Raw genomic sequence first — 17,850 nt, 5'->3', positions numbered from 1 at the left:
CGGCCGACCACAGCCGGTGGCGTTCGTAGACGGTCTTCCAGGGGCCGAACCGCTCGGGAAGATCCCGCCACTGCACTCCGGTCCTAACTCGGTGCAGAATCCCGTCGATCACCTGCCGATGATCCCGCCATCGGCCACAACGGCCGTTACTGACCGGCAGGAACGGACGCAGCCGTTCCCACTCGGCATCCGTCAAGTCACCCCGCCCCATGCCTGAGACAACGAGCCAGCAAGCAGCAGGTCACATGATCGGGCGGACAACTCCTAGCTGGTCACTGCGCTCTTTGTGGCAGATGAGCTCTCGGCTCTTGCGGGTCCGCGTCGTCCATCGGAGGAATGGTTCCATGGCGCCGAGAAGTTGCGGGTTCTGGGTGATGAACTCGTCGACGTCCGTCTGGTTGGCTGTCGCGAGTGGTGTGTCGCGCTGCGCGAGCCAGGTGAGGAAGGACTCGGCGGCTTTGATCCTGGTCTTCGCGTACTGGAAGGTCGAGTAGGTCTGGGATCTACTGTCCCGGGGTCGATGGATCCTGGGAAGAAGCCGCCAGGTGCCGTACTCGTGGAGGAGGAGCCGGTGGTCTGTTGGTGTGACGCCCACGAGGTAGGAATTCAAAACCAACTCTGTAAATCTGCGGCGTAGTTGTTGCGTGGCGGCAGGCATCGGGTCGCGAACACCCTCACCGCCTGCATGGGCACTCCCCCAACAGACGGGGAACTCGTCGACCGGCAGGTGACAACAGACACCCTGACAACCTGACATCACAACCGGGAAACTGACGAGACAGCGCGGCAGCCGCCCCAACGCCTGCACACGAACCCGCCCTGGGACTGGGCCTCAAAGAAGCCAGACGGCGTAACGCTGACGTCCGCGCCGGACAGCGGACGCCACTTGAGAGGAACAACTGATTCCGCCTGTCCGTAGTATCTCTACACACCAAGACACTTTCCAGCAGTTGCAAATCCGCACCGCCGTTACAGCACACAGAGTGCGCCGACCGGTTCCAAGGCTGTTCGTTTGAATCACCTCCGCACACCGAAGAAAGGCCAGCACCATGTCCGAGAGCACAACTGTCGCCACGGGACTGACATCCCAGTACATCGCCCAGGTGGCCGGCGACCTCGAGACCAACCTCAAGGAACAGGAACGCATCGGCGCCGAAATCGCCGCCCTGCAACAACAGCTGACCGCCCTGCAGCAGGACCACAGCGTGCTGGTGAACATGCAGCAGGCACTCGGAGTCACGCACGAACCGGACGAGCCGTCGGCCACAGCCGAGAACTACGCAGCACCCTCTCCCCAGCGGAAGACCGAGGCCGCACCCCGCCGTAAGCAACGGACGAGGAAAACCGCACCCGCGCAGGAACCGACGGCCCCGAAACCTGCCACGCCCAAGGCCGCGATGACGACGGCCCGGCCCACCCTGGTGGAACTCATCCGCCGCTACCTCACCGAGCAGAACGAGCCGCGCTCCGCCGCGGAAATCTCCACCACACTCAGCCAGGCCCACCCCGAGCGCGGCATCAAGACCAAGGTCGTCCGCGTCACCACCGAGGGCCTCGTAGCCAAGAGCCAGGCCCAGCGCACCAAGCAGGGCGCCTCCGTCTACTACACCGCCCCCACCGCACCGGAGCCGACAGCTGCGCCCCCGGCCGAGGAAAAGACCGACGACACCGATCACTGAAGCCACAGGGCAACAACCACACACCACCAGACACCCACGGCCTGAATCGACACGTCCGGGGAGTAGTCGCCGTCGCCCGCGCCCTTCCGCGGTAGTGGTTGTGTCAGGGCATGCGCAGCCTGATCAACTCCATCGTGCAGAGGAGAGGCACGTCTGGGATTCCATGAGCGCATCGCCAGCGGTGCCGATCGAGGCGTCGGTGCCGAGCCAACTGCTGTACGCCGTGTCTCAGCCAAGCCCGAGGCGGCTGAGGGCGGTGGTCCAGTCGGTGACGATCGCCTTCTGCGCGGTGGCGAGGGTGACGGTGCCCTTGCAGACCGCGGTGTGCAGTTTCGTCTCCACCGGGTCCTTCGCGTTGTTGACCCCGGAGCCCTTCTTGTGGCCGGGGTCGGCGGGCTCCACCCACAGGTTGCGGTAGTCGTTCGGGTCCCCGCCCAGCTGCAGGCTGATGAGGTGACATCCGGGGTTGCTGATGAGTGCCGCTGGTGTCGCTGACGGGCGGCAAAGTACCGGCTTTGGGCCCGCTGGGTGGCCGCTGTCCGGGGTTGTTCGCTCATGACGGTGACGCTGCTGCCGACGCCCACCAACCCGACGCCGAGGCAGCCGCCAGCACCCTGGTCCACCGCCTCACTCAGCAACTCGCCACCGAGCGCCGCAAACACCGAGAAGAAGTCGCCCAGTTGCAAGCTGCCCTCGCCGCGGCCCACGGTGAGCTCCTCGCGTTTCGACGACAGCCCCAGAGCGGATCTATTAGTTAGCCATGAGGTCGTTCTCGACGGCGGGGGTGATGCGGGTGAGCCAGAACTCCGCCTCGTCCGGTCCCAGGACCCGATCAAGGTTGAGGGTGGGGATCATATTCTGGAAGACCCGGCCGACGCCCATGCCATAGTCTCCGTTCGGTGGGTGCAGTACCAGCACGCGGGTTCCATCGAGCGGTTTGATGTCGGCGGGCACCCCTTCCGGGTAGACGTAGGCGCCATGGCCGTCGAAAAGGCGGAAACGGCGGAGCGCCGGATTATCGGGGCCCAGGTACGGGTCGGCATCCGTCGCTGCCTCGACCCACGAGCGGTCGGGGCGCACCCCTGGAACCATGCCTTGGTCGGAGTCGCCGATGAGCCGGTCCGCAAGCAGGGTGTGCAGCTGAAAGTTGTCCCCGACACCGCTCATCGTGAGGGCATACCCCCTACGCACACGGGGGTTGAGGACGACCAAAGGCTCGTCGTCCAGGACGGCAGCCAAGTCTCTGACCCAGGCAGCGCGCTGCGACCGGTCGGCGACCGCTGCGGCATACTCCCGCAGCTCGGCCTTGACCTCAGCGGGCACCACCGCCCGGAAGGAACCGTGCCCCAAGACGGTGATCAGCGCCATGAGCCAGTCCTCCATATCGAACCAGGACATGGCGATCCGGGTCATGTCCCCTTTGTCTGGATGCCCTTTCGGTCTGGCCAGGGTGACAAGAGCCTGCACCAGCTGCTTCGTACTGGCGCTCACCTGCTCCGGCAGCGGCCGCCCGGGAGCCGCTTCGGCCCAGCACCCCGGGACCAGACCGTTGAGCATCATCGCCTCCGCCGCGCGCTGTGGCAGCACGTCGGCCAGCGCCATTGGTGAACCGCCCCACTCGACGCACGCCCCCGCCAGGACGGCCGTCTTGGTGAAGTCGCCCGCCAAGCCCGGCAGCCACGGCGCAAGGGCCTCGACCGCAGCGGTCAAACCCGCGGGACCTCCCGCACGCGCGGTGTCTCCCAACCGCGACAGAGCCTGCCGGTAGCCACGAGCCGAACCAGACCTCATCTGCGCGACAAGCTCGTCAACGAGCTGGGATATCTCCGAAGGCACGGCGGCACGCTAGCAGGGCCACAACCCTCACTTCACGGCTGGTGCCCGAGCTAAAGCGCGTTGCAGAAGGCCGTGAGATTGCAGTTCAGGGCCCGCTTACGGCTGTGCTGATCACGCGGTCAGAGCGAGGTTGTGCATGTGCGCGACGGCCTGGACTGCGTGGTGCAGGCCGTCGCCGTGCTGCCGGCAGTCACGAAGGATCTTGTACTGCTTCAGACGGCCGATCGCGTGCTCGACCTGCTCGACCCGCGCGAGGACCCGGCGATGCTCCTTGTTGTCGGCTTCCTCGCCCGCCAGCAGAGGCCGGCCAGCCGTTTTCGACGATGACCCGCTGGAGCCAGGCCGTGTTGTGGGCGTCGATCCGGTTCATCACCGCGTCGCGGGCCAGGGCCCGGTTCGAGTACCCGCGATCGTGGCCCCGTCATGCCGCCAGCGGATGCAGCCCACTCGCAGCAGGGCGACCTCCTCATATCCCTGCCCGGAAAACAGGCGCATCGGAAGTCCCCCTACGTCGCCAGAAGACACGGGGCACTGCTATTTTTCCAGCTCAGAGCCCTCGCGCGAGGACAATGCCAGGGAGTTCTCAGGGGGTGGAAGTCCGGCGAGGGAACTCGCAGGGGGGTCCCAAGCGAAAGACACTGGAACATCGGGAAACATCAAGACACGCGCTCTGGTCCTGGTCACAGCCCCATAAGAAGATCCCACCGCAGCTCAAGTCCATGCGGACGGCACTTACTGCAAGTACGCGTCCTCGGACATCACGTACAAGTGAGCCCGCCACGGTGACGGCGGCCGTACGAAGCGTCCCCGCACGACGCTTCGCACGGCCGCTCCGGCACGAACTCAGCCCGGCAGCACGGCCGTTGACCGGATGCCGAGCCACTGCTCGGCGTCCCAGGCCTCGAACCGCTCCACCTCGGTGAACCCCAGCTTCGCCGCGAGGCGCATCGAACGGGCGTTGGCGGTCTGGGTGGTGAGTACCACCGGCTCGCCGGGAAGGACGCCGTCGAGCCAGCCGAGTGCCGCGGCGCACGCCTCGGCGGCGTACCCGAATCCCCACGCCCGCGGCAGGAACAGGTAGCCGAGATCGACCTTCCCGTCGGCGGCCGGGCGACTGTGCCCGGCCGCTCTCCTGAGCAGGATCAGGCCGATCATCGACCCGTCGAGATCGACGACGAGGCTCCCGGGCCGGTGCTCCGGCACCTCGGGCGTCTTGCGTTCCAGCTCATCGCGCGGGTGGGGACCGCCGAGGTAGGTGTGCACCTCTGGTGAGGCGAGCAGTTCAACGAACGTGGCACGGTCCCGCACCTCGGACCCGCGGAGCACGAGCCGTCCGGTTCCGATCGGTTCGGGCGGCCAGTCCGCGAGTCCCAGATCTTCCATCCGCGCACGCTAACAGAGGGTCGAACCGACCTGATGGAGCGGCCTGATGAAGCGGCCTACGCCGCGTTCCCCAGCGTGTTGGCGATCAACTCCCGCCGGTGGCGCGTGTATTCGGCGCGCAGGGCGGGGCCCGGCCAGTCGGCGGGCAGGAGTTCGGGAGGCAGAACGGGGTCGGTGAGCAAGTGCCGTACGGCGGCGGCCAGTACGGTGAAGCGGTCGGCCGGGTGGTCCGCGGTGGCGGTGATCCGGTCGAGCAGCGCCTCGGCCGTCTTCGCCCAGGCGTCAAGTGGCCAGAGCGTCGCGGCCAGTTGGCGGGCGGGTTCCTCGGGGCGGGTGGTGAAGTGCCGGGCCACCGCGCCGAGTTCGTCCGGTCGGGGCCGTAGGAGATTGGCCGGGCGGAGCCAGACTCCCTCGCGGAGTTCCGCGAGTCGCAGGGCGGTCAACTCGCCGCGCAGGTCGGCGCGTTCGGCGGGGCCGCGGCCGGTCGCGGTGACGACGGTCATCTCCCAGTCGCCGTCCCAGGGGCGGGTCTCGGGGTGTACGGCGGCGTCCTGGCGGCGCTGGCGTTCCAGCAGGCGGTCGCTGAGCCGGTAGACCGCGTCCGTGGTCCGCAGGTCTCCGGCGGTCACCATCCGGCTGAGCGCGGCCCGCAGCGTGGAACCGGCGACACCCAGCGGTTCGACGGCGCGCAGCAGATCCCGCACGGGCAGTTCGGGCGGATGCGTGCCCAGCAGCAGGCTGAGGACGACCGACCGCGCGGACAGCGGGCGCAGGTCCACCTCGCCGGGCCCTTTTGACACGTTCATCCGCATGGCCTCGTACTCTACGTGGCGATTCTCGTGTTACATCATTGATGCGACCGTAGGGATAGTGCAACACTCCACCCATGGCCCAGACACTCGCGCACATACCGCCGCAGCCGCGGAACGCCACGCACGACGTCACCAACCAGCCCCCGCAGCTGACCCCGTACGACGCCTCCGAGGACGCGGCCCTGCTGGAGGGGCTGCGCCGGGAGGGTGCCGACTGGGCCGAGGAGGACGTGCGGCGGCTCGGTCGGGCGGCGGGCAGCGAGGAGGCGCAGGAGTGGGGTGAGCAGGCGAACCGGCACGAGCCGGAGCTGCGCACGCACGACCGCTACGGGAATCGGATCGACGAGGTCGAGTTCCACCCGAGCTGGCACCGGCTGATGGGCGTCGCCGTGGCCGAGGGGCTGGCCGGCGCGCCGTGGGCGGACGAGCGCCCCGGCGCCCATGTGGCCCGTACCGCACGGGGGTTGGTGTGGGGACACACCGATGCCGGGCACGGCTGCCCGACGTCGATGACGTACGCGGCCGTCCCCGCGCTGCGCGCCACGCCCGAACTGGCCGCGGTCTACGAGCCGTTGCTCACCAGCCGGGTGTACGACCCGGCCCTGCGCGTCCCGACCGAGAAGCGCGGGCTGCTGGCCGGGATGGGGATGACGGAGAAGCAGGGCGGCTCCGACGTCCGGACGAACACCACGGCGGCCACCCCCACCGCCGAGCCCGGCGTGTACACGCTGCGCGGGCACAAGTGGTTCACGTCGGCGCCGATGTGCGACGTGTTCCTCGTCCTGGCCCAGGCCCCGGGCGGACTGTCGTGCTTCCTGGTACCGCGCATACTGCCCGACGGCAGCCGCAACACGTTCCGTATCCAGCGGCTGAAGGACAAGCTGGGCAACCGCTCCAACGCGTCCTCGGAGCCCGAGTTCGACGGGACCGTCGCCTGGCTGGTCGGCCCCGAGGGACGCGGCGTCAAGACCATCATCGAGATGGTCAACTGCACGCGCCTGGACTGCGTGATGATGTCGGCGACGCTGATGCGCAAGACGCTCGTCGAGGCGGGCCACCATGTGCGGTACCGGTCCGCGTTCGGCGCCCGGCTCCTCGAACAGCCGCTGATGCGCAACGTGTTGGCCGATCTGGCCCTGGAGTCGGAGGCCGCCACCACGCTCACCCTGCGGCTGGCGGGCGCGGCCGACCGCGCGGTTCGCGGGGACGGCGCCGAGTCGGCGTTCCGCCGGATCGCCACCGCCGTCGGGAAGTACTGGGTCACCAAGCGCGGCCCGGCCTTCACGGCGGAGGCCCTGGAATGCCTCGGCGGCAACGGCTACGTCGAGGACTCGGGCATGCCCCGCCACTACCGCGAGGCGCCGCTCCTCTCCATCTGGGAGGGCTCGGGGAACGTCAACGCCCTTGACGTACTACGGGCGTTGACCCGCGACCCCGGTACGGCGGACGCGCTGTTCGCCGAACTCGCCCTGGCGCAGGGCGCGGACGCCCGCGTGGACGCGGCTGTGAGCCGGTTGAAGAACAGGTTGCGCGAGACCACCGAGACGGGAGCCCGGCGTCTCGTCGAACAGATGGCGCTGACCCTCCAGGCCTCCCTCCTGGTACGGCACGCCCCGGCCGCGGTCGCCGACGCCTTCTGCGCGACCCGGCTCGGCGGCGACTGGGGGCACGCCTTCGGCACCCTCCCCGACTCCGCCGACCTCGACACGATCCTCGCCCGTGCCCTGCCCGAAGGAGACTGACCCTCGGTCACCTCCCGATTCCGCTTCGTTGTCAGTGGCGTGGTGCAGACTCGCGATCAGCTGGCACCGCGCCTGGGGAGGACAACGTGTTCACGGGGATCGACGAGGTCGACTGGGCCTCACTGCGCCACGCGTACGGCAGTGCCGAGGACGTGCCCGGACTCCTCCGGGGACTGGCCTCCACCGACCCCGCCGAGCGGGCGGGCGCGCTCGACGGGATGTACGGCGCGGTGCACCACCAGGGGATCGTGTACGACTCGACGCTCGCCTGCGTTCCGTTTCTGCTCGCACTCGCCGCTTGCGAAGAGGTCGCGGACCGGGGCGAGTTGGTGGAACTTCTGGTCAGCATCGGACAGGGACACGCGCCGGAGGCGGCTGTGGAAGGGGGTGACGGATGCGGGCCGGCGGGAGCCGCCGTCCGCGCGGGAGCAGAACTCTTCGCCACCCTCGTCGGGGACCGAGACTCCGGCGTGCGCCGCGCGGCGGCGGAAGCGCTCGTCCGGTTCCTCGACCAACCCGCGCGCGTGCTGGGCCTGTTGCGGCAGCGGATCACGGTGGAGCGGGACGACCGGGTCCTGCTCGCCCTCACCGAGGGCCTCGGCCTGTTCGTACGCCGGCACCCGGCCCACGCCTGCGACGCGCTGGACACCCTGCTGACGCTCGGCACTCCCCCGTACGACCCCGGTCTACGGCTCGCCGCGCTCGGCCAACTCGCGGGCTGCGCACCCCATCTGCTCCCCGCCGACCTGGTCCCGACCGTCGTCGAGCTGCTCGGTGAGCGGTCCGAGCAGCGCCGGTCGGGCCGTTCGACGCCGCCCGAGGAAGGCACCTCGGATCCGGACTCGCTCGCCGGGCGGTTACGGCGACTGCGGCCCTCGGACGAGGAGGGCGCGTTGCTGCTGCGTACGCTGCACACCGCGCTCGGCGGACGGGTGAGCGACCGGATCGCCCTGCTGGAAGGGCAGTTGACCAGCACGGACCCGGCCGACCGGTGCAACGCGGTATGGATGGCGGCGGGGTTGTTCCGCGAGTGGCGGGCCGACTACACGGTGCCCGTCGCGCTGATCGGCGAGCAACTCGGCGCTGGGGCCCGTCCGTTGGCGGGCGCGGCGGTGTCGGACCGGTTGTGCGACGCGGCGGTGTCGGTCCTGGGCGAACTCTTCCATCTGGCCGCGCCCGCCGCCGACCACCTCCACGCGCTGGTGACCGCACACCCCGACCTGTGGGTGCACCGCTGGGAGCGTCGGGCGCCGACCCTGGGCGGTGCCCTCAAGTCCCTTGCCCGCAGCGGCGATCCACGGGCGACACCGGTGCTGGCCCAGGTCCTCGCGCAGCCGGTCGTACCCGACGACCTGGGACGCGTGATCGTCCACCTGGGCCGGTCCGCCGCACCGCTCGCCCCGGCGCTGCGGCACCGGCTCGGCCAGATGCCTCTCGACTCGCCCGAGACGTACGACCGTGCCGTGCCGCTGCTGGCGGCGCTGACCGCGCTCGCCGATCGGGAGGCGGTGCCGGAGGTGTTGAGGCTGGTGCGCGGGGTTGCGGACGGGGTGCGGCTGAGGCACCGGATCGTGGAGTCGGCGGTGCGGGCCCTCGATGTGTTCGGGGGAGGTACGGAGGGCGTCGTACCGGTCCTGCGGGGTCTGTTGGAGTCCGAGTGCGCCGGTGTCGCCGCGGGTGCTCTGTGGTCGGTGGAGGGGGATGCCTCGGCCGTACTGCCTGTGTTGGTGCGGGAGTTGGCCGGAGCGGACGCGCATCGGCGCCGGGCTGCCGCGGAGGTGCTGGCGCGGCTGGGGTCGTCCGCGCGGGATGCGGTACCCGGGTTGGCGCGGATGGTCGAGGCGGGGTGCGTGTGGGAACGGGCGGTGGGCGCGGGCGCGTTGTGGCGGGTCACCGGGGAGGTGGACGGGGTGCTGCCGGTGCTGCGTTCGGCCTGGGGCGAGCGTCCGGGTGTGCGGGGTGTCGTCGCCGCGTGTCTGGTCGACATGGGGGCTGCCGGGGCGCCGCTGCACGACCTGGTGGAGGCCGAACTCGCCGCTCCGCGACGGCATTTGGCGCGGTCGGGCGGGTACGGCGGCCAGGATGTCCTGGAGGACGAGCGGCTGCTGGCGGTGTGCCGGGAGGTGAGCGCGGGATGAGGTCGGCCGGCTCTGCGGAACGGGCGCGACGAAGGCCCCCGGCATGCGAGATCCGCAGGTCAGGGGCGCTCGATGCCATGCCTGGCGTTCAGCCCGTCTTGCGGCCCCACAGCGGGCCGAAGCGGGCCCACTCCTCGTCCCACTGGTCCATGCGTCGGCGTTCCAGACGGCCGCGCAGGGCTCGGGCGCTGACGAAGGGGACGGCCGCCGCGCCCACGCCCAGGAGGGTGCCGATCAGTACGGCCCGCAGCTGGGCCTGTGAGGCGGTGGCGGGCTTGGTGACCAGGTGACCCTGCGGGTCGGTCCAGACGGTCACCGGAGTGCCTATGGCGCTGCCGGAGGGTACCCGTATCTGGCCGGTGTGCGAGGAGCCGTCCGCGGCCGTCCAGCGGACCTTCGCCCAGACCGGTTCGCCGCTGGTTCTGCCGGAGTTCGCCGGGGCGGGGCCGGGCGGGTCCTGGGTCACCAGGGCCACCACGGGCTTCCAGTCGACGCGTTCCTGGGCCAGCTCGTGTTCGACGGACCGCGTCGCCGTCAGACCGGCGAGCACACCGGCCAGGACGGTGATCAGCCAGGCGCCGAGCACGATCCACGACTCCACCGCATCGGCACGGCGCTTGAGCGGATTCCGCCGCCACCGCCACAGCCACACCTTCGGACCTCGGAACGCCATCGAAGGCATCCTCCTCATGAACGCACTGACATGCCGAACCGCCCTCCCATACGGGAGACGTCAGCTCGATGCTCACGACGAATACCCCGACTCGACGTTCCCATGGCTGTCCGGGCTTCGGCAGGCACTTCGCGAGAGGCACCCGCAGATCCGCCTCCACCGGTCGGTATCTGCACTCTGACCTGCGGTGATGCCGATTCCAGGGGTGACTGTCAGTGGTGGGGTGCAGACTGGGCGGTGATGGGGGCAAAGTCGCCAAAAACCCAGCGGAGGTGATCGGCATGACTGAGGTTCTGCTCGCGGTGGGCACGCGAAAAGGCCTGTTCATCGGGCGCAGGCGGGGTGGCGCCTGGGAGTTCGACAAGAGTCCGTACTTCAACGCGCAGGCGCTGTATTCGGTCGCCGTCGACACCCGCGGCCCCACACCGAGACTGCTGGCCGGTGGTGACAGCTCTCACTGGGGGCCGTCCGTGTTCCACTCCGACGACCTGGGCCGCACCTGGGCCGAGCCGAAGCAGCCGGCGGTCAAGTTCCCGAAGGACACGGGGGCTTCGCTGGAGCGGGTGTGGCAGCTGCACCCGGCGGCGGCCGAACCCGACGTGGTGTACGCGGGCACGGAGCCGGCCGCGCTGTTCCGCTCCGAGGACCGCGGCGAGAGCTTCGAGCTCGTCCGCCCCCTCTGGGAGCACCCCACCCGCTCGCGGTGGGTGCCGGGCGGCGGCGGAGAGGGCCTGCACACCGTCCTCACCGACGAGCGCGATCCGAGCGCCGTCACGGTCGCCGTCTCGACGGCCGGGGTGTTCCGTACGGGCGACGGCGGCGAGAGCTGGGAGCCGTCCAACTCCGGTGTCTCCGCGGTGTTCCTGCCGGATCCGAACCCGGAGTTCGGGCAGTGCGTGCACAAGGTCGCCCAGGACGCGGCGAACCCGGACCGGCTGTATCTCCAGAACCACTGGGGTGTGTACCGCAGCGACGACGCGGGCGCGCACTGGACGGACATCGGCGACGGCCTGCCGTCCACGTTCGGCTTCGCGGCCGTGGCCCACCCCCATCGCGGCGACACGGCCTACGTGTTCCCGATCAACGCCGACGCGGACCGCGTGCCGGCCGAGCACCGGTGCCGGGTCTTCCGTACGGCGGACGCGGGCCGGAGCTGGGAGCCGCTGTCGGCGGGTCTGCCGTCCGAGGACCACTACGGCACGGTGCTGCGCGACGCGATGTGCACGGACGGCGCGGACCCGGCGGGCGTGTACTTCGGGAATCGCAACGGCGAGGTGTTCGCGTCGGACGACGACGGGGACAGCTGGCGGCAGTTGGCGTCGCATCTCCCCGATGTGCTGTGCGTGCGCGCGGCGGTCGTCGGGTGAGGGCGCGAACTCCGTTGCGGCGAGGCTTCGTTCACGCGCGTCCACGGTTCGGTCGTTCTCGGTCGGGCTTCGAGCACCGGTTGATCGCCGGGCCCTGTACGGCAGTAGGGTGACGCCCGTGGCACCACGACCGTTGCATGAGATCGTCGAACCGGGCTGGGCGAAAGCCCTGGAACCCGTGGCCGGACGCGTCGCCGAGATGGGGGACTTCCTGCGCGCGGAGATCGCCGCCGGTCGCACCTATCTACCGGCCGGACCGAATGTCCTCCGAGCCTTCCAGCAGCCCTTCGACGACGTCCGCGTCCTGATCGTCGGACAGGACCCGTATCCGACCCCGGGGCACGCGGTGGGGCTGTCGTTCTCGGTGGCTCCCGAGGTACGTCCGCTGCCGCCGAGCCTCCTGAACATCTACCGGGAGCTGAACACGGACCTGGGGCTGCCCCAGCCGTCCAACGGCGATCTGACCCCGTGGAGCCAGCAGGGGGTGCTGCTGCTCAACAGGGCGCTCACCACGGCCCCGCGCAGTCCGGCCGCCCATCGCGGCAAGGGCTGGGAAGAGGTCACCGAGCAGGCGATACGGGCGCTGGCCGCACGCGGCAAGCCGCTGGTGTCGATCCTGTGGGGCCGTGACGCCCGCAACCTCCGCCCCCTCCTCGGCGACCTGCCGTCGGTGGAGTCCTCGCACCCGTCCCCGATGTCGGCCGACCGCGGCTTCTTCGGCTCCCGCCCCTTCAGCCGCGCCAACGACCTGCTGGTCCGGCAGGGGGGACAACCGGTCGACTGGCGTCTGCCGTGACGGTTCCGGGGTTCCTGGCCGTGGACTCCGGAGGCTCCGGGCTCCGTGTCGTCGTGGGTGAGGTCGGTGGTGGCCGGAGATCCGGCCCGCTCTCCTCCGGGGAACCCGTCCGGACCGGTGCCCGCGGTATCGACGCCGGGCATTTCATGGAGCGACTGGCGCCCATGGTGCGGGCGTTGGCCGAAAAGGCCTCGGTGGGCGAGTTGGGTACGGCGGTGATCGGGGCCGCCGGGCTCGCCACTCTCGGGGACGGATTGCGGGCCGAGTTGCCGGGGGCGCTGGCTCGGGAGTTCGGGGTGCGGACGGTCGCGCTCGTCGCTGATGCCGTCACCGCATACGTGGGCGCTCTCGGGGTTCGGCCCGGTGCCGTGGTCGCCGCCGGGACCGGGCTCATCGCGATCGGCACCGATCTCACCGGGTGGCGGCGGGCGGACGGCTGGGGGCATCTGCTCGGCGACTGCGGTGGCGGTGCCTGGATCGGGCGGGCGGGGCTGGAGGCGGCGCTGCGGGCGTACGACGGGCGGGACGGTGGTTCCGGAGCTCTGTTGAGTTGTGCCGAGGAGCAGTTCGGGGCGATGGCGGGCTTGCCGGGGCAGTTGTATCCGCGGTCGGACCGGCCCGCCGTACTCGCGGCTTTCGCGCCCCGCGTCGCCGAGTGCGCGCCGGTCGATCCGGTGGCGGCCGGCATCCTGCGTACCGCGGCCCGGCACATGGCCGAGTCCGCCGTCGCGGTCTGTCCGGTCACCGGCGAGCCTCAAGTCGCGCTCACCGGTGGCCTGTTCAAGTTGGGTGACCCTCTCCTCGTACCGCTGCACGAGGAGTTGGCGAAGCGGCTGCCGCACGCGAGGCCGGTTCCGGCGGAGGGTGATCCGCTGGACGGTGCCGTGCGGATCGCGCGGGATCTCGCTGCGGGCGCGCTCGTTCTGCCGTGTGACGACGCGATGTTGTCCGTGGTGAGTACAAAGGGACAAGGTGCCCACTTCTGATCCGTACGTAACTCATCAGACAAAACAGGACGGATACCGCTCACCTGCACCCTCCCCGAACAGGGGAGCCCAGGAAGCCAGTAACATGCCTCGCCATGAGCTCCCCCACTGGGCCCGCGTCCGGCCTGCCAGTACGAATGCCGCGACCTCGCCAGCCCGGGCGGCACCGCCGACCCGAGCAGCTGGCGGCTCCCGAGGGCGCGCCCGCGCTGGTTCTGGCCGTGCCGGGCACGCCCAGCGCCGCCACGCGCAGCCTCGCCGAGGAGGTCGTGAGCATCGCACGCTCCGAGCTGCCCGGTCTCGACGGCCGCATCGGTTATCTCGACGGGGACGACTCCGAGTTCCCCACCCTGACGTCCGTGCTCGCGCACGCCGCCGAGGAGCGCACCGCCCGCTTCGAGCAGGCCAGGGCCGCCGGCGCCGACGTCAAGGAGCCCGACGGGCCGGTGGCCGTCGTCGTGCCGCTGCTCGCCGGTCCGGACGGTGCGCTGCTGCGTCAGGTCCGCCAGGCCGTCATGGACAGCCGTGTCGCGGCCGACCTGACCGACGTGCTCGGCCCGCACCCGTTGCTCGCCGAGGCGCTGCACGTGCGGCTGTCCGAGGCGGGTCTGGCCCGTGCCGACCGCGCCCGGCTGTTCACCGTGGCGACCGCCGCGGACGGCATCATCCTCGCGTCCGTGGGCGGCGAGGAGGCCGTGCAGGCGGCCGGGATCACCGGCATGCTGCTCGCCGCGCGGCTCGCCGTGCCGGTGATGGCGGCGGCTCTGGACCAGGAGGGTTCGATCGCGGCGATCGCGGAGCAGCTGCGTGCCTCGGGCTCGCAGCAGCTGGCGCTGGCGCCGTACCTGATCGGCCCCGAGATCGACCCGGGCCTGTTGCAGGGCGCCGCCGCCGAGGCGGGCTGCGCCGCCGCCGAGGCGCTCGGTCCGTATCCGGCGATCGGCAAGCTCGCGCTCGCCAAGTACACGATGGCGCTGGGCATCGCCCCGCCGCAGCCGCAGGGCGCTCCGGTTCGCTGACCCACCCCGCACGCGTAACGCCGTAGCGCCGAAAGGGCCCCTCCTCACGCGGGAGTGGGCCCTTCGGCATGCCGTGGCGACGACAGCGGGGTCAGTCGAAGATCACGCAGGACGCGGCGGTCACCTTGATCGAGCCGCCGCGGCGCGGGACGCCCGTGGCGGGGTCGACGGTGAACCAAGTCACGTCGCCGGAGCGCTCGTTCGCCACGTACAGGTGGCCGCCGGCCTCGGTGAGCGCGCGCGGCCAGTGGCCCTCGCAGGGGACCGTGCCGACCAGCCGCAGCCCCTCGCCCTCGACGGCGAGCACGGACAGCACGTCCTCGCCGCGCGTCGCCGTCCAGACGAAGCGGCCGTCCGGCGAGGTCACGATGCCGGAGGGGTAGGCGGCGTCGCCGTCCGGCGGGCCGGGCAGGACCGACACCTCGGTCAGCGGCTTCAGTGCGCCGCTCTCGGCGTCCCAACGGCAGACGGTGACGGTCGGCGTGAGTTCGTTGAGGACGTAGGCGCGGGTGCCGTCGGGGTGGAAGGCCAGGTGGCGGGGGCCCGAGCCGGGCCGGAGCGCGATCTCGCGGTGCAGTACGGGGCGGCCGTCCTCCAGCGCGCACACCCGCACCGAGTCGGTGCCGAGGTCGACGCTGACCGCCCAACGGCCGCTCGGGTCGGGCTGGATCTGGTGGGCGTGCGGACCCTGCTGGCGCTGTTCGTGCGGGCCGGAGCCGGTGTGCCGGAGCTGTCCGGAGGGGCGGCTCGCCAGCGTGCCGTCCGGGCGGACCGGCACGGCGGTGACGCTGCCGGAGCCGTAGTCGGCGGTCAGGACGTGCCCCGCGAACAGGCTCAGGTACGTCGGTCCCGCGCCGCCGACGCGCACCGGTGGACCGAGCGGCTCAAGCTTGTCGCCGTTGACGCGGTACGCGGCCACCGCGCCCTCGGCCGTCTCGCTGACGGCGTAGAGCGTGTCCCCGTCGGGTGCCAGAGCGAGATACGAGGGGTCGGGAACGCCGTCGACGCCGCTCAGGACGGTCAGCGCACCGCTGTCCGCGTCCACGGCCGCCGTGACGACACCCGGGCCGCCCGCCGCCGTGAACGACCCGATGAAGGCCCTCCGGCCCCGCCTGTCGCCGTCTGCCACCGCTGTCCCCTCTCGGTCAGTGCCGTCCGGGGTGACGGTAGCAGCCGATCATGACCGGTCTAGACCAAATCCCGGAGCTTTCTCCGCCCCGCCGTACCGGTCTCGCTCCCGTACCGGCTCACGCTCCGACCAGCCGTGAACCGGACCGTGCGCGCAGCGGCTCAGCGAGTTCGGCGAGGGCGCGTTCCAGGCCGTGGAGGTGGGCCAGTGCGGGCTCGACAGGTGTCCGAGCCGACGTGGCCGTGAGCCGCGAGGCGTCGCCGTCGGTGAGCGCCTCGACCGCGGTCTCCACGCGCCAGCAGGCGGCGGCGAGGCGGGCGTCGTGGGATGCCTCCGGGTCGGCGGCCACCGCGACGAGGCCACGGATCTCGCGGGCGCAGTCGTCGAGCAGGGTGAGCACCCGCCGGGCGCGGCGCTTGCGGCCGAGCATCGGGTTCAGCGGATGCACGAGGGGCGCGACGGACAGCCGTACCCGGCCCAGGAGTTGCTCGAGTTCGGCGACCCGTCCGGCGGGGTCGGCCGTCGCGGAACCGGCGAGGCGGGCGGCGGCCTCGGCGGTGCAGGCGTGGACGCAGCGCAGGGCGCGTTGGATCCAGGCGTCCGTGGTGGTGTGGGTGGTCACCGGCAGTACGAGGAGGACGGCCAGTACGGCACCGAGCGCGCCGACGCCGGTCTCCGCGAACCGCAGTGCCAGCAGGCCGGGGTTCAGCACGCCGAGCAGGCCGTAGAGCAGCTCGGCCATCAAGGTCACCGAGAGCATCATCCAGGTGTAGGAGACGGCGGCCGAGTAGAAGATGCCGAAGACGCATGCGGCGACCAGGAGCGCGGTGGGGACGGGGGCGCCGTGGACGGGGACGGCGACGAGCAGGCCCAGGGCGATGCCGAGGACCGTGCCGAGGACGCGGCGGAAGCCGCGGACCACGGTCTCGCCGCGTGAGGCGGTGTTCACGAAGATCCACCAGGTGGCGCCGACGGCCCAGTACCAGCGCTGCCCGGACACCAACTGGCCCACCACGAGCGCGAATCCGGCACCGGCGGTCGCCTGGACCGCCTGCCTCGTGGTCACACGGGCCAGACCACGACCGGCAGTTGGGGCGGGTACGGCGGCCGGGGGCAGGCGCCGCTCGTAGCAACAGAAGCCGAAGCGGACCGTCGCCGCGGTGAGCACGGAGAGGACAACCGCGGCGTACAGCTTGGGCAGTTGGTCGGTGGTCGCGTGCAGGAACTGCGCCACGAAGAAGGTCATGAACGCGAAGACACCGAGGCTGTGGCCGCGCGGTCCCCAGCGGCGGGCGTAGACGCCGGCGCCGACCACGGCGAGGAAGGTGAGGTCCCGGGCGACGGGGTGGTCGTGCAGTTCGGCCGCGGCGGCGAGCACCGGCAGGCCCACGCAGGGCAGCAGCGCGGTGGTGACGACCTGCCCGCGCACCGTGGCGTCCGTCACCGTGAACAGGGCGAGCAGCGCGGCGAGACCGCCGGTGACGGCGCCCGCGAGGGACTGTCCGGTCAGCCCGCACACGACGACCGCGAGACCGATGCCGAGCACGGCCCGACCGGCGAACCGCAGCCGCACACGCCCCGGGTCCGGAGCCACGAACACCCTTTTCAGCACTGCTTCCCGCCCCCTGCGACTACCCCTGGACACCGGCCGGACACCGGCATGAAAAAGGCGCCGCGGAGGTCCGCAGCGCCATCGACATGCCCATGAGAGCACCATCGGGGCGAGTGGCTCAAGTGGCACGCGATCAGATGGGCCATTGGCCCGATGGCAATGCGCAGGGCCATTGGTACAGTCCCACGTCATGAGCGTGGACGAACTCGACACCCGCATCCTCAGACTCCTCCTGGAGCAGCCCCGTACCAGCGTGCGCGAGTACGCCCGCCTGCTCGGCGTCGCGCGCGGCACGCTCCAGGCGCGGCTCGACCGGCTGGAGCGGGACGGGGTGATCACCGGTACGGGCCCTTCCCTCTCCCCCGCCGCGCTCGGGCACCCGGTGCTCGCGTTCGTGCACATCGAGGTCACGCAGGGGCATCTCGACGAGGTCGGGGACGCGCTGGCCGGCGTGCCGGAGATCGTCGAGGCGTTCTCGATCACCGGTGGCGGGGATCTGCTCACCCGGGTCGTGGCGCGGGACAACGGCCACCTGGAGGACGTGATCCAGCAGCTGATCAGCCTGCCGGGGGTCGTCCGCACCCGCACCGAGATGGTGTTGCGCGAGCGCGTCCCGCACCGCCTGCTGCCGCTGGTGGAGTCGATCGGCCGCGCGGCGGGCACCTGACCCTTGGCATC

15 protein-coding genes and 3 pseudogenes are annotated in these 17,850 nt (G+C 71.1%); 8 read left to right on the top strand and 10 right to left on the bottom strand.

Annotation, left to right across the window (positions count from 1 at the left end; all coding sequences use genetic code 11):
• Positions 1-40 precede the first annotated feature (40 nt).
• Together OG714_RS45185 and OG714_RS45180 are read right to left on the bottom strand one after the other, a co-directional pair.
• A pseudogene (locus tag OG714_RS45185) lies at positions 41-211 on the bottom strand (transposase); the annotation flags it as partial.
• 30 nt (positions 212-241) lie between these two features.
• Complete coding sequence (locus tag OG714_RS45180) at positions 242-610, bottom strand: hypothetical protein (RefSeq protein ID WP_406129915.1); 369 nt, start codon at positions 608-610, stop codon at positions 242-244.
• Positions 611-1,049: 439 nt separating this feature from the next.
• On the opposite strand from OG714_RS45180, the gene OG714_RS45175 reads away from it, so the two are divergent.
• Complete coding sequence (locus OG714_RS45175) at positions 1,050-1,679, top strand: hypothetical protein (protein WP_406129913.1); 630 nt, start codon at positions 1,050-1,052, stop codon at positions 1,677-1,679.
• Positions 1,680-1,907: 228 nt separating this feature from the next.
• Here OG714_RS45175 and OG714_RS45170 read toward each other — a convergent pair.
• The 5 genes and pseudogenes from OG714_RS45170 to OG714_RS45150 form a co-directional block, all read right to left on the bottom strand.
• Positions 1,908-2,135, bottom strand: a pseudogene (locus OG714_RS45170) (hypothetical protein); the annotation flags it as partial.
• A 294-nt stretch (positions 2,136-2,429) separates the two neighbouring features.
• A complete protein-coding gene (locus OG714_RS45165; protein WP_406129911.1) occupies positions 2,430-3,389 on the bottom strand; it encodes a hypothetical protein in 960 nt (319 codons plus the stop codon).
• A gap of 237 nt (positions 3,390-3,626) precedes the next feature.
• Positions 3,627-3,833, bottom strand: a pseudogene (locus OG714_RS45160) (IS5/IS1182 family transposase); the annotation flags it as partial.
• A 525-nt stretch (positions 3,834-4,358) separates the two neighbouring features.
• The gene (locus OG714_RS45155; protein ID WP_406129910.1) at positions 4,359-4,898 is read right to left on the bottom strand and encodes a GNAT family N-acetyltransferase; all 540 of its coding nucleotides are present in this window, start codon (positions 4,896-4,898) and stop codon (positions 4,359-4,361) included.
• A 56-nt stretch (positions 4,899-4,954) separates the two neighbouring features.
• Entirely contained in the window at positions 4,955-5,710 is a 756-nt protein-coding gene (locus OG714_RS45150) for a PaaX family transcriptional regulator C-terminal domain-containing protein (RefSeq protein ID WP_406129908.1), read from the bottom strand.
• A 74-nt stretch (positions 5,711-5,784) separates the two neighbouring features.
• Between OG714_RS45150 and OG714_RS45145 the strand changes: the two genes are divergently transcribed.
• Both OG714_RS45145 and OG714_RS45140 read left to right on the top strand, forming a co-directional pair.
• On the top strand, positions 5,785-7,452 hold the full coding sequence (locus tag OG714_RS45145; protein ID WP_406129906.1) for an acyl-CoA dehydrogenase family protein: 1,668 nt from the start codon (positions 5,785-5,787) through the stop codon (positions 7,450-7,452).
• A gap of 86 nt (positions 7,453-7,538) precedes the next feature.
• Entirely contained in the window at positions 7,539-9,590 is a 2,052-nt protein-coding gene (locus OG714_RS45140) for a HEAT repeat domain-containing protein (RefSeq protein ID WP_406129904.1), read from the top strand.
• An 88-nt stretch (positions 9,591-9,678) separates the two neighbouring features.
• Here the strand turns inward: OG714_RS45140 and OG714_RS45135 are convergent, their stop codons facing one another.
• The gene (locus tag OG714_RS45135) at positions 9,679-10,263 is read right to left on the bottom strand and encodes a hypothetical protein (protein WP_406129902.1); all 585 of its coding nucleotides are present in this window, start codon (positions 10,261-10,263) and stop codon (positions 9,679-9,681) included.
• Between the two features lie 215 nt (positions 10,264-10,478).
• On the opposite strand from OG714_RS45135, the gene OG714_RS45130 reads away from it, so the two are divergent.
• From OG714_RS45130 to OG714_RS45115, 4 genes are all read left to right on the top strand, one after another.
• Positions 10,479-11,630, top strand: coding sequence for a WD40/YVTN/BNR-like repeat-containing protein (locus OG714_RS45130; RefSeq protein ID WP_406129900.1), 1,152 nt, complete (start codon positions 10,479-10,481; stop codon positions 11,628-11,630).
• A gap of 118 nt (positions 11,631-11,748) precedes the next feature.
• Positions 11,749-12,426, top strand: a complete 678-nt coding sequence (locus tag OG714_RS45125; RefSeq protein ID WP_026178657.1) for a uracil-DNA glycosylase — start codon at positions 11,749-11,751, stop codon at positions 12,424-12,426.
• Positions 12,423-13,412, top strand: coding sequence for an N-acetylglucosamine kinase (locus OG714_RS45120; RefSeq protein ID WP_406129899.1), 990 nt, complete (start codon positions 12,423-12,425; stop codon positions 13,410-13,412). The genes OG714_RS45125 and OG714_RS45120 overlap by 4 nt, the downstream gene beginning before the upstream one ends.
• Positions 13,413-13,507: 95 nt before the next feature.
• Positions 13,508-14,431, top strand: coding sequence for a sirohydrochlorin chelatase (locus OG714_RS45115; RefSeq protein WP_406129897.1), 924 nt, complete (start codon positions 13,508-13,510; stop codon positions 14,429-14,431).
• Between the two features lie 91 nt (positions 14,432-14,522).
• Here OG714_RS45115 and OG714_RS45110 read toward each other — a convergent pair whose 3' ends face one another.
• A complete protein-coding gene (locus tag OG714_RS45110; RefSeq protein WP_406129895.1) occupies positions 14,523-15,560 on the bottom strand; it encodes a lactonase family protein in 1,038 nt (345 codons plus the stop codon).
• A 118-nt stretch (positions 15,561-15,678) separates the two neighbouring features.
• Complete coding sequence (locus tag OG714_RS45105) at positions 15,679-17,172, bottom strand: FUSC family protein (protein WP_406129893.1); 1,494 nt, start codon at positions 17,170-17,172, stop codon at positions 15,679-15,681.
• A gap of 190 nt (positions 17,173-17,362) precedes the next feature.
• Here OG714_RS45105 and OG714_RS45100 point away from each other — a divergent pair, with 190 nt between their 5' ends.
• Positions 17,363-17,839: an Lrp/AsnC family transcriptional regulator gene (locus OG714_RS45100; protein WP_406129891.1), complete on the top strand. Its 477-nt coding sequence runs from the start codon at positions 17,363-17,365 to the stop codon at positions 17,837-17,839.
• Positions 17,840-17,850: the final 11 nt, after the last annotated feature.

Origin of the sequence: Streptomyces sp. NBC_00989 (genome assembly GCF_045162655.1) — a bacterium.
Taxonomy (GTDB): domain Bacteria; phylum Actinomycetota; class Actinomycetes; order Streptomycetales; family Streptomycetaceae; genus Streptomyces.
The sequence above is the reverse complement of the archived record's forward strand: the minus strand, read 5'-3'. Positions and strand labels throughout refer to the sequence as shown.

Coding starts and splice junctions, on each gene's coding strand:
- OG714_RS45175 (WP_406129913.1), top strand. CDS start 1,050: ATGTCCGAGAGCACAACTGTCGCCACGGGACTGACATCCCAGTACATC.
- OG714_RS45155 (WP_406129910.1), bottom strand. CDS start 4,898: ATGGAAGATCTGGGACTCGCGGACTGGCCGCCCGAACCGATCGGAACC.
- OG714_RS45150 (WP_406129908.1), bottom strand. CDS start 5,710: ATGCGGATGAACGTGTCAAAAGGGCCCGGCGAGGTGGACCTGCGCCCG.
- OG714_RS45145 (WP_406129906.1), top strand. CDS start 5,785: ATGGCCCAGACACTCGCGCACATACCGCCGCAGCCGCGGAACGCCACG.
- OG714_RS45135 (WP_406129902.1), bottom strand. CDS start 10,263: ATGGCGTTCCGAGGTCCGAAGGTGTGGCTGTGGCGGTGGCGGCGGAAT.
- OG714_RS45115 (WP_406129897.1), top strand. CDS start 13,508: ATGAGCTCCCCCACTGGGCCCGCGTCCGGCCTGCCAGTACGAATGCCG.
- OG714_RS45100 (WP_406129891.1), top strand. CDS start 17,363: ATGAGCGTGGACGAACTCGACACCCGCATCCTCAGACTCCTCCTGGAG.